Annotated in this window: 18 protein-coding genes, 1 tRNA gene and 1 other RNA gene; 4 read left to right on the top strand and 16 right to left on the bottom strand. The window is 32.5% G+C overall.

Annotated elements, in window-relative coordinates; genetic code table 11:
- Positions 1–94: 94 nt before the first annotated feature.
- Together BUB63_RS11230 and BUB63_RS11225 are read right to left on the bottom strand one after the other, a co-directional pair.
- Positions 95–367: a pro-sigmaK processing inhibitor BofA family protein gene (locus BUB63_RS11230; protein ID WP_073249846.1), complete on the bottom strand. Its 273-nt coding sequence runs from the start codon at positions 365–367 to the stop codon at positions 95–97.
- 41 nt (positions 368–408) lie between these two features.
- A complete protein-coding gene (locus tag BUB63_RS11225; RefSeq protein WP_073249844.1) occupies positions 409–678 on the bottom strand; it encodes a DUF2508 family protein in 270 nt (89 codons plus the stop codon).
- A 325-nt stretch (positions 679–1,003) separates the two neighbouring features.
- Between BUB63_RS11225 and BUB63_RS11220 the strand changes: the two genes are divergently transcribed.
- The gene (locus BUB63_RS11220; protein ID WP_073249842.1) at positions 1,004–2,896 is read left to right on the top strand and encodes an alpha amylase N-terminal ig-like domain-containing protein; all 1,893 of its coding nucleotides are present in this window, start codon (positions 1,004–1,006) and stop codon (positions 2,894–2,896) included.
- A gap of 125 nt (positions 2,897–3,021) precedes the next feature.
- Complete coding sequence (locus tag BUB63_RS13660; RefSeq protein WP_156897910.1) at positions 3,022–3,186, top strand: hypothetical protein; 165 nt, start codon at positions 3,022–3,024, stop codon at positions 3,184–3,186.
- A gap of 322 nt (positions 3,187–3,508) precedes the next feature.
- Here BUB63_RS13660 and BUB63_RS11215 read toward each other — a convergent pair whose 3' ends face one another.
- Entirely contained in the window at positions 3,509–4,390 is an 882-nt protein-coding gene (locus BUB63_RS11215; protein WP_242947372.1) for a LysR family transcriptional regulator, read from the bottom strand.
- Between the two features lie 148 nt (positions 4,391–4,538).
- Between BUB63_RS11215 and BUB63_RS11210 the strand changes: the two genes are divergently transcribed.
- Positions 4,539–5,537, top strand: a complete 999-nt coding sequence (locus tag BUB63_RS11210; protein ID WP_073249838.1) for a YeiH family protein — start codon at positions 4,539–4,541, stop codon at positions 5,535–5,537.
- An 89-nt stretch (positions 5,538–5,626) separates the two neighbouring features.
- On the opposite strand, the gene BUB63_RS11205 is transcribed toward BUB63_RS11210, so the two are convergent.
- The 8 genes from BUB63_RS11205 to BUB63_RS11170 all read right to left on the bottom strand — a co-directional run bounded on the left by BUB63_RS11205 (position 5,627) and on the right by BUB63_RS11170 (position 11,109).
- Positions 5,627–6,127 (bottom strand): GNAT family N-acetyltransferase, encoded by a 501-nt coding sequence (locus BUB63_RS11205; RefSeq protein WP_073249836.1) that lies wholly within the window; start codon positions 6,125–6,127, stop codon positions 5,627–5,629.
- Positions 6,128–6,831: 704 nt separating this feature from the next.
- Positions 6,832–7,425 carry a recombination mediator RecR gene (gene recR / locus BUB63_RS11200; protein ID WP_027309212.1) on the bottom strand — a complete coding sequence of 198 codons (594 nt, stop codon included), beginning with the start codon at positions 7,423–7,425 and terminating at the stop codon, positions 6,832–6,834.
- 12 nt (positions 7,426–7,437) lie between these two features.
- Entirely contained in the window at positions 7,438–7,776 is a 339-nt protein-coding gene (locus tag BUB63_RS11195) for a YbaB/EbfC family nucleoid-associated protein (protein WP_027309213.1), read from the bottom strand.
- A gap of 89 nt (positions 7,777–7,865) precedes the next feature.
- Entirely contained in the window at positions 7,866–9,470 is a 1,605-nt protein-coding gene (gene dnaX, locus BUB63_RS11190) for a DNA polymerase III subunit gamma/tau (RefSeq protein WP_073249834.1), read from the bottom strand.
- 83 nt (positions 9,471–9,553) lie between these two features.
- An RNA gene (ffs, locus tag BUB63_RS11185) (signal recognition particle sRNA large type) lies at positions 9,554–9,818 on the bottom strand.
- Positions 9,819–9,821: 3 nt separating this feature from the next.
- Positions 9,822–9,915, bottom strand: a tRNA-Ser gene (locus BUB63_RS11180).
- A 108-nt stretch (positions 9,916–10,023) separates the two neighbouring features.
- Positions 10,024–10,317 (bottom strand): ArsR/SmtB family transcription factor, encoded by a 294-nt coding sequence (locus BUB63_RS11175; RefSeq protein WP_027309217.1) that lies wholly within the window; start codon positions 10,315–10,317, stop codon positions 10,024–10,026.
- An 81-nt stretch (positions 10,318–10,398) separates the two neighbouring features.
- The gene (locus BUB63_RS11170; protein WP_073249832.1) at positions 10,399–11,109 is read right to left on the bottom strand and encodes a metallophosphoesterase family protein; all 711 of its coding nucleotides are present in this window, start codon (positions 11,107–11,109) and stop codon (positions 10,399–10,401) included.
- A 169-nt stretch (positions 11,110–11,278) separates the two neighbouring features.
- Between BUB63_RS11170 and BUB63_RS11165 the strand changes: the two genes are divergently transcribed.
- Positions 11,279–12,460 carry an MFS transporter gene (locus BUB63_RS11165; RefSeq protein WP_073249830.1) on the top strand — a complete coding sequence of 394 codons (1,182 nt, stop codon included), beginning with the start codon at positions 11,279–11,281 and terminating at the stop codon, positions 12,458–12,460.
- Positions 12,461–12,604: 144 nt separating this feature from the next.
- On the opposite strand, the gene BUB63_RS11160 is transcribed toward BUB63_RS11165, so the two are convergent.
- From BUB63_RS11160 to BUB63_RS11140, 5 genes are all read right to left on the bottom strand, one after another.
- On the bottom strand, positions 12,605–13,834 hold the full coding sequence (locus BUB63_RS11160; protein WP_027309220.1) for an FAD-dependent oxidoreductase: 1,230 nt from the start codon (positions 13,832–13,834) through the stop codon (positions 12,605–12,607).
- A gap of 44 nt (positions 13,835–13,878) precedes the next feature.
- Complete coding sequence (locus BUB63_RS11155) at positions 13,879–14,412, bottom strand: YeeE/YedE thiosulfate transporter family protein (RefSeq protein WP_027309221.1); 534 nt, start codon at positions 14,410–14,412, stop codon at positions 13,879–13,881.
- 35 nt (positions 14,413–14,447) lie between these two features.
- The gene (locus BUB63_RS11150) at positions 14,448–14,675 is read right to left on the bottom strand and encodes a sulfurtransferase TusA family protein (protein WP_018666356.1); all 228 of its coding nucleotides are present in this window, start codon (positions 14,673–14,675) and stop codon (positions 14,448–14,450) included.
- A gap of 16 nt (positions 14,676–14,691) precedes the next feature.
- On the bottom strand, positions 14,692–15,363 hold the full coding sequence (locus tag BUB63_RS11145; protein ID WP_051350710.1) for a YeeE/YedE thiosulfate transporter family protein: 672 nt from the start codon (positions 15,361–15,363) through the stop codon (positions 14,692–14,694).
- 338 nt (positions 15,364–15,701) lie between these two features.
- Positions 15,702–15,845: transposase (locus BUB63_RS11140; protein WP_200790257.1), on the bottom strand; the 144-nt coding region annotated here is incomplete at its 5' end.

Raw genomic sequence — 15,845 nt, 5'->3', positions numbered from 1 at the left:
CCCCATCCAACCTATCTTTATAAAATCACTCTCAAACAAGAAAGGACAGGCATTCTAATTGAATACCCGCCCCAACAATTGACAAAGAGCCTTATTAAAAGATAGTCCATTCTAAAAGAACTATAAGCCCTATTCCTGGTATTCCAAGCACTCCAGCACAAAAGGCAGTAAATATATTGAGAGGAATTGTTATGTTAAATTTTTGTCCTATTATATTTGCTGCAAAAATTATGAGAGCACCTATTGCTGTTTTTAAAATAAATTTAATAACTATTAATGATTTTTCCTTCAATGCCATAACAAACAAAAACAATAGCAATATAACCAATACAAACACAATAACATTAATATCAATTTGTAAAGGCATATAACTCCCCCTATGAAGATTGTTTGTTATATTTATATGCCTTAATAGTTAACTATATTATTAATTCTTTTTGCCACTTTAAATAGATAACTTAATCTTGCAAACTCAGCCTTTTCTTTATATATTGCATAATCTATCATATCTGGGTCAGTTGAATACATAAATGTTTCCTGTGCACTTTTTATTTCCGAAAGAACCCTTTCTATTTCACTTTTTACCTCCAATAATTCCTTATTTTCTTGAACCTTTGGAGAACTTATAACTCTTATTGCTTTTTCTAATAAATCAATGGTTGAAACATGTCCATCCATTTTAACCCCTCCTCCGCATTTTACATCTACATTATTGACAAGTTAAGGAGAGTTTATACAAAAAAAGAAACTAAGGTATAAAATTATTTTTATGTAGTATAAGGATAATATTGTACTAAAAAACATATACAGCCTTAAAACTTACTTATTCCACATCTCATTATTTCCTCTTCAGCAACATTATGTAATATACTTTTTATTTTTCATTATAAGAACAACAATATAGAATTTATTATTGTATTGTTATACTTTTACCTTACATACAATATGCTTTTATGATATAATTTTCTTAAACGTTTAAGTATAATAAAAAGGAGAGAAAAAGATGGATTGGAAGCAAAGTATCTATTCTGATGGTTCAAGGAATTTTTTAAGCAATCCTAATCCAAGATTAGGCGAAACAATTAAAGTTAGCCTTAGAGTTTTTAAGGATGCACCTATTAAAGCTGTATTTTTAAGATACCTCCCAAATGGGGAACATCATATGATAGAAATGAAAAGAGAAGGGGAAGATGATATATTTGCCTACTACAGTACAGATTTAAAAATAAGTGAAAAATCAATTAATTACCGTTTTATGATTGCAACTGAGGATGATGTGTATTATTATAATCAACTTGAGGTTACAAACTACGACCCAAACGAACACTATGATTTTAAGATAATTGCAGATTATGAGAACCCTGAATGGGTAAGAGATTGTGTTTTTTATCAAATATTCCCTGACCGATTTTATAACGGAAATCCAGATAATGATGTACAGGATGAAGAATATTTTTTAGATGGGCATCCTACTTCAAAACAACCTTGGGGCAAAAAACCTGTAGAATATAGCGAAGGACACTGTTTAGATTTTTATGGTGGCGATTTAGAAGGAATAAAACAAAAAATTCCTTATTTAAAGGAGTTGGGTGTCAATGCAGTTTACATTAATCCAATATTTTGGGCACCTTCTCACCATAAATACGACTGTATAGATTATTTTCAAGTCGACCCGCACTTTGGTGGAAATGAAGCACTAAAGGAATTAGTTGATGAACTTCATAAAAACGATATGAAAATTATACTTGATATATCTGTAAATCATACAGGTTCAGGACATAGATGGTTTAATAAAGAAGGATTTTTTGATAAATCAACTGGTGCATATAATGATAAGAACGCTGAAGAAAGAGAATACTATTATTTTGATGAAAATGGAGAATATTTTAGGTGGATGGGGGTAGACACTCTCCCAAGTTTAGACTACCGTTCTCAGAAATTAAGGGACATTATATATAGAAGTCCTAATTCTGTTCTTCAAACTTGGTTAAAACCTCCATACAATATAGATGGTTGGAGACTTGATGTTGCAAATAATATGGCAAGAAAAGATGAAATAGATGTATCTAATGAAGTTTGGATTGAACTAAGACAACATTTAAAGGAAACAAAATCAGATATGTATCTATTGGCAGAACATTGGGCAGATACTTCAAAGTATCTTCAGGGAGATAAATGGGATGCTGCTATGAATTATTATGGATTTCAAAGACCTGTTAGAGATTTTATTGGTGATATAGATGTTTATCTAACAAGAACCCATATACCTTTAAAAAGCAAACACAAAGACGCTGTGAAACTTGCAAAGCAACTTAGTCAGCATCTTGCACAACTTCCATATCAAGTTAAGATGAATCAGTTTAACCTATTAGACAGCCACGATGTACATAGACTTCATATAATGCCACATATAGATTTTGAAACTTACCGTTGTGCTGTTGTTATGTTATTTACTTTCCCTGGAGTTCCATCTATCTATTATGGTGATGAGGTTGCAATTGAAGGAGATCTGCGTTATGGTGAAGGCTGTAGATACTGTATACCTTGGGAAGAAGACAAGTGGAATAAAAATCACTACAACCTATATAAAAAATTAGCTCACCTTAGAACAAAAGAAGATGTCTTAAAAAACGGCGGGTTTAAAATTCTTTATGCAGAAGGTTCAATTATTGCCTTTGCAAGATTTAATAACGAAAAGGCATTTATAACTGTTGTATCAATGGAGAATGCAGATAAAGAGGTTTCTATAAACGGAAGACTTATTGGAGTAACTGATAAGAGTAGTATAAATGAAGTATTTAATGAAAAAAATGCTTATATATGTAAAGATGGTATTGTAAATTTAAAAGTTAGTGCCAATAAAGCCTATTTATATGAAATAACTTTAAAGCCCTAAGATACCTTAGCAAAACACAATATTACCCCACAAATTTATTATTACAAATCCTGAAGAGAAGATATAGTTTATCCAAAATAATACGATAACATTAATGTAAATATAAGTTTATGGGGGTAATATTTATGAATGATAAACCTAAATGCTTTGAGGCAATAGAATTAATTAAAAACACCTGCAAGGGCAAAAATCAACCTCAATGTAAAATGTGTAAATACTATATATGGTTTAAAATGGGAGATGAAGATACAGCAGTAAACATTATAAAAACTTTACTACAGGATGAGTAAGTAAGGTTTAAACCTTATTCAGATTGTTGACAAACCTAATTGTTAGCTAAATTTTGAAAAAGCCCAATGAATGGATTTCAATGGGCTCTTTCATGAGCTTTAGCAATTCTTAGCTTTTCGACTTTGGAAAAGTCCGTAATTCGGCACAGGACGTGCCGAGCCGAGCGGCCATCAGGACGATGGCATCGCGAGGGTAGGACTTTTTCAAACAAAGAAAAGCTTAGAATTGATTAGCGAAATGAACGAATGCCCAAGAAATCCTTCATGGGGCTAATCAATATATAACTTTTTCAACAGCCTGAAGGAAGGTTTTAAACCTTCCTCATACATTTTTTATACAAAAATCCATAAAATCAAATACAAAACTATCCTTAGCCTCATCTAAATATATAAAGTTAAACTCCCTATATATACGTATATCTTTAATTGGAACCTCTTTTAAAGTTCCAATCTTAAGCTCTTTTTTTATAGCCTCTCGCGATATTATTGTATAACCTAAGTTAGCCTCAACCAATGATATTATTGCATTGATATTACCTATCTCCATATGAATATTTATATCTTTAATATCATACCCTGTTCCTAAAACAATTTGTTCAAATATCTTTCTTGTACCAGAACCATTTTCTCTTAATATTAAATTGCCCTTTATAATATCTTTTATATCTACCTCTTTTTTATTTGCAAAATAATGTTCTGGAGAAACAGCTAATATCAGCTCATCATCTTTAAATTTGCTATAACAAAATTTTTGCTTATCAAAAGGCCCCTCAACAACAGCAAAATCTAATTTCCTCTTTAACAATTTATCTTCTATATCTTCTGTATTATATACCTCAAGTAAAATTCTAATATTGGGATTTTGTTTTTGATGCTTTGCTAATATTTTAGGCAACACATACCCCCCAATTGTCATACTTGCCCCTACTTTATATGTTCTATGTATTCCCGATTTATTTTTAATCTCATCTAATGCTTTTCTATATAAAACGTCTATATCCTGTGCATATTTAAATAATATTTTCCCTTCTTCAGTTAATTCTATATTTCTTCCTACTTTCTTAAAAAGTTTAGTACCATAATATTCCTCAAGCAACTTAATATGATTAGATACAGCAGGCTGAGATAAATTAAGATATTCAGCTGCATTTGTATAGTTTTTAAATTTTGCAAGGGCAATAAACGAAACTAATTTTACATCCATCAAACCTACCATCCCCACACATTTATCATAAAAATACATAATTATTATAACATATTGTTATAGTTTTATAATAAATCTTTTATTGTTTATACATATGTGTGGCTTTAATATTATATTTGTTAAAACTTTTGCAAAAGGAGATGACATTATGGAATGGATTAGAAAAAATTATCAAGGAATTCTTCTATCTCTTATTTTGTCTATCATAGCCTACAAACTTGGTAAAATGTTTCCTATAATAGGTGGGCCTGTGTTTGGAATTATTTTAGGAATTCTTATTAATAATACAATAGGAAAACCAAAAAACTCTCAAGAAGGTATAAAATTTACTTCTAAAAAAATTCTCCAATGGGCAATCATTGTACTTGGTGCAGGTTTAAACATTAAACAAATTTATGAAACGGGTATTGAATCATTATCAGTTACTTTTATTACTCTTTCAGTTGCCTTTATTACCGCATTTGTCTTTGGAAAACTTCTTGATATACCATATAAATTAAAATCACTTATAGGCGTTGGAACAGCAATATGTGGTGGTTCTGCAATCGCTGCAATATCTCCAATAATTGAAGCAGATGAAATGGAGGTTGCATATTCAATATCTACAATATTTTTATTTAATGTTATAGCTGTTCTTATTTTCCCTTCACTTGGTCACATAATTGGATTTAATGATAAGCAATTTGGACTTTGGGCAGGAACTGCAATAAACGATACATCATCTGTTGTAGCAGCAGGATACATATACAGCAATGCTGCAGGTGCCTATGCTACTATTGTTAAATTAACAAGAACAACTATGATTATCCCTATTTCTTTAGTTTTTGCAATTATAACTTCAATACAAAAGAAAAAAGAATCAAAACAAAATCTGGGGGTAAATTATAGCTTTAAGAAAATATTTCCTTGGTTTATCATTTGGTTTTTAATAGCTTCTATTTTAAATACAATTGGGTTATTCCCAAAAGAAATTATTTCATATATAAACACAATAGGTAAATTTATGATTGTTATGGCACTTTCTGCTATAGGACTTTCAACAGACTTTAAAAAGATACTTCAAACAGGCATAAAACCTCTCTTATTTGGTCTAATTGTTTGGTTTTCAGTCGCAGTCTCAAGTATAATAGTTCAAACTTGGAAATAGCATTTTTTGAAAATATAGATATAACAACTGCAACCAACAAAATTAATGAGGAAGGTAAAAAACCTTCCTCATACTTTTTAAAATTACAATTAAATTTTATATCTTGCCATTATAAATTCATCTGCATATTCTCCATTTTTTATGGCTGCATATTTTTTTGTTCCCTCTATTTGGAATCCTAAGGACTTATAGAGATTTATCGCCCTTTCATTATCCACAAAAACGGAAAGCTCAACTCTTACAAGCTTTAGCCAGTTATCAGCAAGGTCTAACACTTCTTTAAGCAGGGCTTTCCCTATCCCCATACCTTGATAGTCTTTATGTACCATAATCCAAACACTTGCACAGTGTCTTGCCCTAAGACTTGTATTTATATGGAGTCCAACAACTCCAACAACCTTCCTCTCAACATTATTAACCTCTGCAACAAGTATATGATCATTAGCTCCTAATCCTTTAATAAAATCCTCTGTTTTATTTATTCTTTCACTTTTGATTCCCAAAATTGTTTCCCTAACCCCATCCATTCTTCTCATTTCGTTTATAGCCTCAGCATCTTCAAGTCTTATTGGCCTTATAAGATAATCCATAATAATCCCCCTATTCTTTTTATTAAAAATACACCCAAGTGAAATGATTGTAAATTTTGAAAAATGTCACATTTCACTTGTTTCCGTCAAAAAAACTCCTTCAAAACCGCTCCCTTAAAACCCTTGAAAAATCTACATCCCATTTAATACCATCAAAAAAAGTCCTTCAAAATTCTCAAAAAAATTTCCAATTTTTATCCTTAAATTTCCATTTTCATTTGTCGAAAAGGAAAATAAAGTTGTTCAAAAATTAGGATTTTAGGGGGGTAGGATTTTAGTTTTTTAGGAAGAATAGAGGAATAGGATTTTAGAAAATTAGGGGGTATATAATTTCCCTTATATTAATCATTTATAATTCTTGCTTTTCACCTTTTATTATAATCTTACAAATACTTATTATCTCTATTTAATTAATCTCTTAAAACTCTCTATTTTACTTACTTTCTATCAACTCTATCTATTCAAACCCCAAAATTTCATTCCCTATTATCCCCCACTTATTTATTCCTAAAATCCTAAATCACTATCTCCCTAATTCCCATACCCTAATGCCCTATCCTACTAAATCCTAAAATCCTTTTTCAAAAATAAAAGGAAGAGCCTTAATTTACTCTTCCTTTTTTTGAACAAGTTTATTTTCTTTTGAAGGAGTTTAATTGGAATTGAAGGAGTTTTTTTGAGGGAGACAACAACTTGGGTGGCACTTATATTTCTCTTCTGCCTTCAAGGGCTTTAAGAAGCGTTACCTCATCTGCATATTCTATGTCCCCGCCTACAGGAATTCCGTGGGCTATTCTTGAAACCTTTATACCAAGAGGTTTTATAAGCCTTGCTATATACATAGCTGTAGCCTCTCCCTCAACATTTGGGTTCGTTGCAATGATAACCTCTTTTACTTCTTCATTCATTCTTGACAAAAGTTCTTTTATTTTTATGTCATCGGGTCCAATACCAAGCATTGGAGAAATTGCTCCGTGAAGAACGTGGTATAAACCTTTGTATTCCTTTGTTCTCTCCATTGCAATAACATCCTTAGGCTCCTGAACTACACAAATCGTACTTCTATCCCTTGCTGTGTTTGAACAAATTACGCAAGGGTCTGTATCAGTTAAATTGCCACAAACAGAACAATATTTAATCGTTTCCTTTGCTTCAATTATCGCATCAGCAAGAGATTCCACATCTCTTTTATCCATATTTATAATATAAAAAGCAAGCCTCTGGGCTGTTTTGTTTCCAACACCCGGAAGCTTTGAAAGTTCTTCAATTAATTTTGCAACCTTAATAGGATAAAACAACTAACTCACTCCTTAGAAAAGACCAGGCATATTTAGCCCACCTGTAAGTTTACCCATTTCATTTGCCATCATTTCTTCTGCCTTCTTTAAAGCTTCATTTACTGCTGCTAAAACAAGGTCTTGTAGCATTTCAACATCATCTGGGTCAACAACTTCTCTATCAATAACGATATCAACTATTTCCTTCTTTCCGTTTGCAACTGCCTTAACCTTTCCGCCACCAACAGTTGCTTCAACAGTTTCTTGCTCAAGCTTTGCTCTCATTTCTTCTATTTGCTTTTGAAGCTTTTGTGCCTGCTTTAGTAAATTGTTCATATTTCCACCCATTGGGGGCATTCCACCTTTAAACATATAAAAACCTCCCTTAATTCACTATCATTTTATTATATTCATTTTACCTTCTTATTGTACCAGTTAGTTTCTGTAAATTCAATCACAAACTACTCTACTATTTCAACTAAATCCTCACCTAAAACACTCTTTACCCTGTCTATTTCATCCTCCATAGGGTCTCCTAATATTCTAAATTCAAATTTAACATCCTTCTTTAAAACCTTTGAGAAATATTCTTCAACTACCTTTTTATTTTCTGCCTTTTCAAGGTTATCCTTGCTAAAGGAATACTTTTTATCAAATCCTACAACTATCTTATTGCCCTTCGTTTCTACAACATCCCCAGGCTCAAGATATGCATATATTATCATCTTTTTATTTGCCTTAAGTAAGTTTAATACATCGTGCCAGCTTGCTCTAACTTCATTTATAGATACATCAAGTACAGGAAGTTCTGATAAAGCCATTTCCTTTTTGATTGGTTGCTCTTCTACCTTTTTTGCTACATTGGGCTTTTGTTTTGGTGTTTGTATCTTTGGTTCTGTGCTTTGTACGATAAAGTTTCCTTCCCTTATTCTTTCCTCTAAAGTATTTAGCCTTGACATAATAGTTTCAACAGAAATATCATACTCCCTTTTACAATATCTAATTACAGTCATCTCAAGGAGTATTCTCCATTGATTTGTAATCTTTGTTGAATTTTCTGCCTCAACAAATAGATTAACAGCCCTCATTATTTCCTCACTTCTTAGCTTCCTCGACTGTTCAACCAATCTGTTTATTGTATCCTTGCTTAAATCAAGTATTTCTTCAGGATTTTTACTAACCTTAGCAAGCAGTAGGTTTCTAAAATGCCTTGTCATATCTTTAATAAACTGAACTACATCCTTACCACTTAATATAACCTCGTCAATCGTCCTTATTGCCCCCTCTATGTTCCTATCAATCATAAAATCCACAAGATTAAAAATATGTTCATTAGATGTAAGTCCAAGCATTTCAGAAACTCTTTGGTATTCAACTTTACCATCAGACATTGCAATTGCCTGATCTAAAATTGAAAGTGCATCACGCATTGCACCATCTGAAACACGAGATATAAGTTCAAGCGTATCATCATCACAAAGTGCTCCTACCTGACGAACAACGTTCCTCAATCTTGATACCATATCCTTTGTTGTAATTCTCTTGAAGTCAAACCTTTGACATCTTGAAAGTATAGTAGGGGGTACCTTTTGTGGGTCTGTTGTTGCAAGTATAAAAATAACGTGCTTTGGTGGTTCTTCTAAAGTCTTTAAAAGGGCATTAAAGGCACTTTGTGAGAGCATATGAACCTCATCTATTATATACACCTTATATCTTGCTCTATGAGGTGGATATTTCACATCCTCTATAAGTTCCCTTACATTTTCAACTCTGTTGTTTGACGCAGCATCTATTTCAAAAACATCTATTAATGTTCCTGCATTTATCTCCCTACACATCTCACATTCATTACAAGGTTCTGCATCAACTAAATTTAGACAGTTTACAGCCTTTGATAATATTTTTGCCGTTGACGTCTTTCCTGTTCCACGAGTTCCACAGAATAAATATGCGTGAGGAATTTTATTTTGCAATATTTGATTTTTAAGTGTTCTTACTATATGTTCCTGCCCTACAACTTGGCTGAAGTTTTGTGGTCTAAACTCTCTATAAAGGGCTTTGTACATATTATCACCCCTTAAATAATTATAACCAATTATAGTAATTTAAAAAAGTATAAAAAAAAAGCCCTTAAGGCTATTTTTTTAGACCGTGCACCTTACTTCGATGTAAGCCTACAAGCGTTACCTGAGCAGTAAGCTCCAATCAGGCTTACCCGCGGCACACGAAAGTGTTCACTTACCGTTGCTTCCTTCCGGACCTGGCGGGGTTCATGAATTTCCGTTGCGCAGGACCCAATCTTCAACACCACTTACCCAGGTCAGTCCCTACATGCTTACACCTAGGTAAGGAATTCAACCCTGCTATAGCGGATTGCAGGTTACAGGGCACCGCTACCTCCCCGTCTAGCACGGTCATGGCGGAGAGAGGGGGATTCGAACCCCCGATACGGGTTTTGTCCGTATACGCGATTTCCAGTCGCGCGCCTTCGACCAGCTCAGCCATCTCTCCAAGTGCTGACTATTACATTATATATATTTTATTACGTTATGTCAAGGTGAGATTTGTCAGAAATATTTGTAATAAGCTAACAAAAGGCGACAGGCACCTCTTGTTAGCTTATTTTAGATGCTTTAATTTTGCTTCAACAACCTCTTCAGCAACTTTCAATAGCTCCTTTATTTCATCAGATGCTAAACTATAGTGAATATTAAGCCCAACCTTCTCTCCCTTAACTACACCAGCATCCTTTAATATTCTTAAATGCTGTGAAAGATTTGATTGACTAAACTCTATATTTTCATTAAGTTTACATACACATTCTGGCCCATCTGCTAAAGATTTTACTATTTTATATCTTATTGGATGTCCTAATGCCTTAAATATTTTAACAATCATTTCTTCCTGTGTCACCTTTAACACCCCTTATTCTGTAGTTAATAATATTATAATTCTCTAAACAAATATATGCAAGATATAAGTAAAAAAGGGCATTTATGCCCTTCCAGTTCTTATATTATTTATGAAGCTCTCTGGCATTCCTGCCTCCTCCATATCCTGTGCAGCCCTTTCATAGTCGTATGGTACATACATTATTTCAACCTTAAGTTCATCATCTGCATCTATAATAATATAATTTGCATCTGGTCTTCCGTTTTTAGGTTTACCTACACTACCTGAGTTTATAAGCATCTTATTATAATATCTTTTAAAATATGGCACGTGTGTGTGTCCACAAACTAAAATATCGTATCCTATTTCTCCCATAACCTCTTCTGCTTCCTTTGAATTTTCCTTTAAATATTCATTTATCTTTCTTGGGCTTCCGTGAACAAATATAAACCTTCTATCTCCAATGCTAAGTACTGCCTCCTTTGGAAGCTCTCTTAAAAATCTCTTATTTTCCTCAGTTGTGTTTTCTACTGTCCAGCCAAGTGATATTCCAGCATTTTCAGCATCCTTAGGATCTGGGTAATCACATCCACAAACCATTCTTTCAAATCCAACTGCATCATCATAGTTACCCATTATAGCTAGTATATTTTTCCTTCTGATAAGTTCAATTACTTCGTTTGGATGAGTTCCATAGCCTACAAGGTCTCCTAAACATACTGTTAAATCAACATTTCTTCTTTCTATATCCTCTAAAACCTTCTCAAGAGCATATATGTTGCTGTGAATGTCAGATATAACTGCTATTCTCATATTATCACCTCTTAATATTATTTAATTATATAATAATGTATAAATATGTTACCTGTAAAGTTAATTTAGTGTTAAAAATTTCTTAGTTAACATATATTATTTCCATAAACTATTGTACTAATAAGTATAAAATATTATAATATTTATATCAAATTAAGGAGGGGTAAAATTGAAGAACAAGAAAAAAATAGCTGTAGAATTTATTATTCTATTTGGCATTATAAGTGCCTTAGGTGATATTACCTATGAAGGTGCAAGAAGTGTATATGGTACATATCTTGCATCATTGGGTGCAACAGCAACAATAATAGGATTTATAACAGGACTTGGTGAGTTTTTAGGTTATACCTTTAGATTGGCTTCAGGATACTTTGTTGACAAAACAGGAATGGATTGGCCTATTACTATTCTTGGATATGCCCTTTTACTATCAGTTCCACTTTTAGGTTTTTCTAATACTTGGAAGGTTGCCGCAATATTTGTGCTATGTGAAAGACTTGGTAAAGCAATTAGAAGCCCTGGAAAAAGCTCAATGCTATCCCACGCAACAAAGCACGTAGGAACTGGTTTTGGATTTGGTATTTTAGAGGCAGTTGACCAGCTTGGAGCACTAATTGGACCTCTTGTATTTACTTTTGCCTTAACACTTACAGGAACATATAAAGCAGGATTTAAATTTATGCTAATTCCTGCACTTTTAACCATCGGATTTGTAATATTTGCAAGAATTAGAGTTCCTAATCCAAAGGAACTTGAGGAAGATATAAAAACTGAAAAGAAGGTTGACATTAAAAGTAATAAAGCTTTATATACTGAAAAATTTATAAACTACTCCCTATTCATCTTCTTTAGTATAGTTGGTTTTGTTAATTTCCCTATACTTTCTTATCATTTCTTAAATAAAAAGATAATATTAGAGGGGGTAATCCCTACACTATATGCCGTTGCAATGGCACTTGATGGATTGTTTGCTCTTATCATCGGAAAATACTATGATAAAAAAGGCTTTAAAGCTCTTATGTTTGTGCCTATCCTTTCAGTAGCCCTTGTGATTTTAGGTTTTTCTAAAAATATGTACTTTGCTGTAGTATCTGTTATGCTTTGGGGTATTGTAATGAGCATTCACGAAACTATACTAAAGGCTGCAATTGCTGATATAACAACTAAGGATATACGTGGAAGAGCCTATGGTATTTTTTATACAATATATGGTATATCAATGCTAATTGGAAGTGTTATAATGGGTTATTTATATGAAGTATCCACATTATCAATAATTATGTTTGCTGCAATATGTCAATTAGTTGCCTTTATATTCTATTTTAGGTTTAAACAAAGTTTACAAAAGTAATCTATATTTTAAACAGTATTCTAAATCTTAATGAAACCTAAGTTATTCAGACTGTTGACAAACTTAATTGTTCGCTAAAATCTAAAAAGCCCCATCAAAGAATTTATTAACCATTCCTTTGTGGGGCTTTTATTACAAAATATATTATGCTAAAGCCTTTAAATTCTCAATTATAGCATCCTTATCAATATTATTATCCTTCTTTACTACCTTACCTTCCTTTGTATAATACAATGTAAGTGCCTCAACATCTCCCAATCTTGCAGCAAGTGTAGCATTCTTATAAACATCTATCTTAAATACCTTTAACATATCTCTATATTCCCTTTCAATATCTTCAATAACCTTTAAGCTTTCTCTACTCTTTTCATCAATTGGAGACCATAGATAAATAAGACCAATTTTATCCTTTTGCATTATTTCGTTTTCAAAAAGTTCCGATTCTGCTACATACTTTTCTGCCATAATTCCTGCTATTGCACCATCACCTACTGCTGTTGCAACCTGCTTTATAGCCTTTGCCCTAACATCTCCTGCTGCAAAAACTCCATCTATATTTGTCTGCATATTCTCATCTGTTATAATGTATCCGTTCTTATTCATATTAATTTGTCCTTTGAAAATTTCTGTATTTGGTTCATATCCAATAAATAGGAAACAACCATCTACAGGAACTTCAATTAAATCCCCTGTCTTTACATTTTTTAAAATAACCTTATTTAATCTTTCTTCTCCTTCAAAGGAATGCACCATTGTATTCCAAATAAACTCCATTTTAGGATTATTCATAGCCTGTTCTTGTGCTATTTTATTTGCATCCATTATACCAACATCGTGAATAACAGATACAATCACTTTCTTTGCAAACTTTGTTAAGAATATTCCCTCCTCTATCGCTGCATCTCCACTTCCTATAACCATAACTGTTTTATCTGTATAATATGCAGCATCACAGGTAGCACAGAAGGAAATTCCCTTATCATATAAAAAGTTTTCTTCATTTTGTGCCTTTGTTAATCTTGGCTTTCCTCCGGTTGCAATTATAACTGCCTTTGCGTGATATATAACTCTAAATGTCTCAAGTGTTTTATCTTTTCCTTCTAAATTTACAGCCTTTACATCTGTCTGCTTAATTGTTACTCCAAACTTTTTTGCCTGCTTTGTAAATAGGTTCATAAGCCCTGTTCCTGTTTCTCCTTCTGGAAATCCAGGATAATTTTCTATTTCGCTTGTATAAGTAGCAAGTCCACCTAAAAGTGATTTTTCAAATAATATTGTTTTAAGCCTTGCACGTCCACAATAAATTGCTGCTGTAAGCCCAGCTGCTCCTCCACCTATTATGGCAACATCATAATACTCGTGTTTTTTCTCCATACTTAACCCTCCTAAAGATTAGGCTCGGTTACCCGAGCCATATATTACATAAAGTATTTAACTAACAGCTTACTTCCTATAAATGCTCCAACAAATATGAATATCATAAATACCCAGCCGTGTAGTGACATTGAAGCAACTCCACTAAAAAGAGCACCTATATTACATCCAAAGGAAATTCTTGCACCATATCCCATTAAAAGTCCACCTATTATTGCAGCTACAACCTGCTTCCAAGACTTAATCTTTTTAATCTTAAATTGTGAAGCAAGAAGAGTTGCTAAAAAGGCACCAAATATAATACCTAAGTTCGATACACTATGTGCATCCATCCAAAAACCTGCCTTAATGGCTTCTGCGTGTGCTTTTTGTTGGAAATAGAACCAGCTTTCTGGGTTTCCTCCTAATACCTTATATATCCAAGCACCCCAATAGGAGAATGGTGTTGTTACACCCCACGCTTTACCAGTTGACGCTAATAAACCTATATTTAAAAGTGCTAATATAACTGCACCTGATGTATAGCTCCAAGGGTCCTTTAACAGCTTCTTGTAATAAGGATTATCTTGAATTTTCATTTACATCCCCCCTCCTTAAATATCTATATAGGTGACTATTTTGTTTTTTCAATATATATCTCCCATTGACCATCATCAACTTCTTCAATTTCTACATTATATCCTTCTTTTCTTGCCCACTCCGGAACGTTTTTTACAGCACAACTGTGATCAATTTCAACTATTAGTATATCTCCAACCTTTAGAGTTTCCATTTTCTTTTGAGTCTTAAGTAGTGGTACAGGACAAGCTTCTCCTAAACAATCTAATCTGTATTCTGCCATAGTAATCTCCTCCTTATTATTCATTTACATTTTTATTGCCATACCAATCTGCCACAATGTATATTACAAATAACAATCCAAATTGAATAAGTATTGCAAGTGGCCAACCTAATACATTTGGTAAAAATACTGGTTTTGTTTTTGAAATTAAAGCTTTTGACCACCATCCAAAATCGTGTGCTCCCCAAAGTGAACCTATTATAAAGAACACTAAGGACAGCCATTGCATCATAAAGCCTTCTCCAACCCTCATAAGTGTACCTGATGCACATCCACCGGCTATAACCATACCTATACCAAACATTATTGCTCCTATTGCTGTATGAATTCCAACTGGTGAGATATTACCTGGTATCTTTGCTGGATCCTTTAAAAATGCAGCATATTGAATTGATGCAAAACCAACTGTTGCTGTAGCAATTGCAATAATTACAGCCTTAGTTAATGATGTACTTCCTGTTAAAACAGGATCCCTCATTGAAGCTGTAAAGCAGAATCTTGACCTTTGCAAAGTATAACCTAATGCAACTCCAAATGTCCACATAAGTGCAGCTTTAGGTGATTGATTTGCAGCAAAGAAACCTATTCCTATAATTGCAATAAGTAGTGCTACTCCAAAAGGAATTTGGTTTACCTTTTTCTTTTTTGTCTGTGCCCTTGTTGAAGTTTGAATTTTTGTTTCTCCCACATAAATCCCCCCTTATTTGTTAATTGATTAACTGTTTTATTTATAGAATTTTCTTTACATTTATAATTATAATACATTTTGTTAATTTTTTGTCATTAGTAATTTTAATACTATATTAGATTTTCTTATGAATATATAAATAATTTAGAATAATTGAAACCTGAATTATTCACCAACCAAAAATTAAACTGAAAAATATTTATAAGAAATCTTAGTATAATTGTTATATGAATAAAATTTTCATAAATTACAGATATTTACATTAAAGAAGAATAGATTTCACCTATAGTATAAAATTTTACTTTTTGAACTTATCAAAGAACAATAATAAAAGAATTTCATTCTAACTTGTGAATATTTGCTACAATCTCATAAAAATCATTTTTATATGCGTAGCTACTGCAAAGCTTAAATATTATGTAGCGACTACTTCTTACTATTCTTGAGGCTATTTTCATTAGTTTAAGCCTTATTGTATCTAT

This window comes from Caloramator proteoclasticus DSM 10124 (genome assembly GCF_900129265.1).
GTDB classification, from domain to species: domain Bacteria; phylum Bacillota; class Clostridia; order Clostridiales; family Caloramatoraceae; genus Thermobrachium; species Thermobrachium proteoclasticum.
The sequence above is the reverse complement of the archived record's forward strand: the minus strand, read 5'-3'. Positions and strand labels throughout refer to the sequence as shown.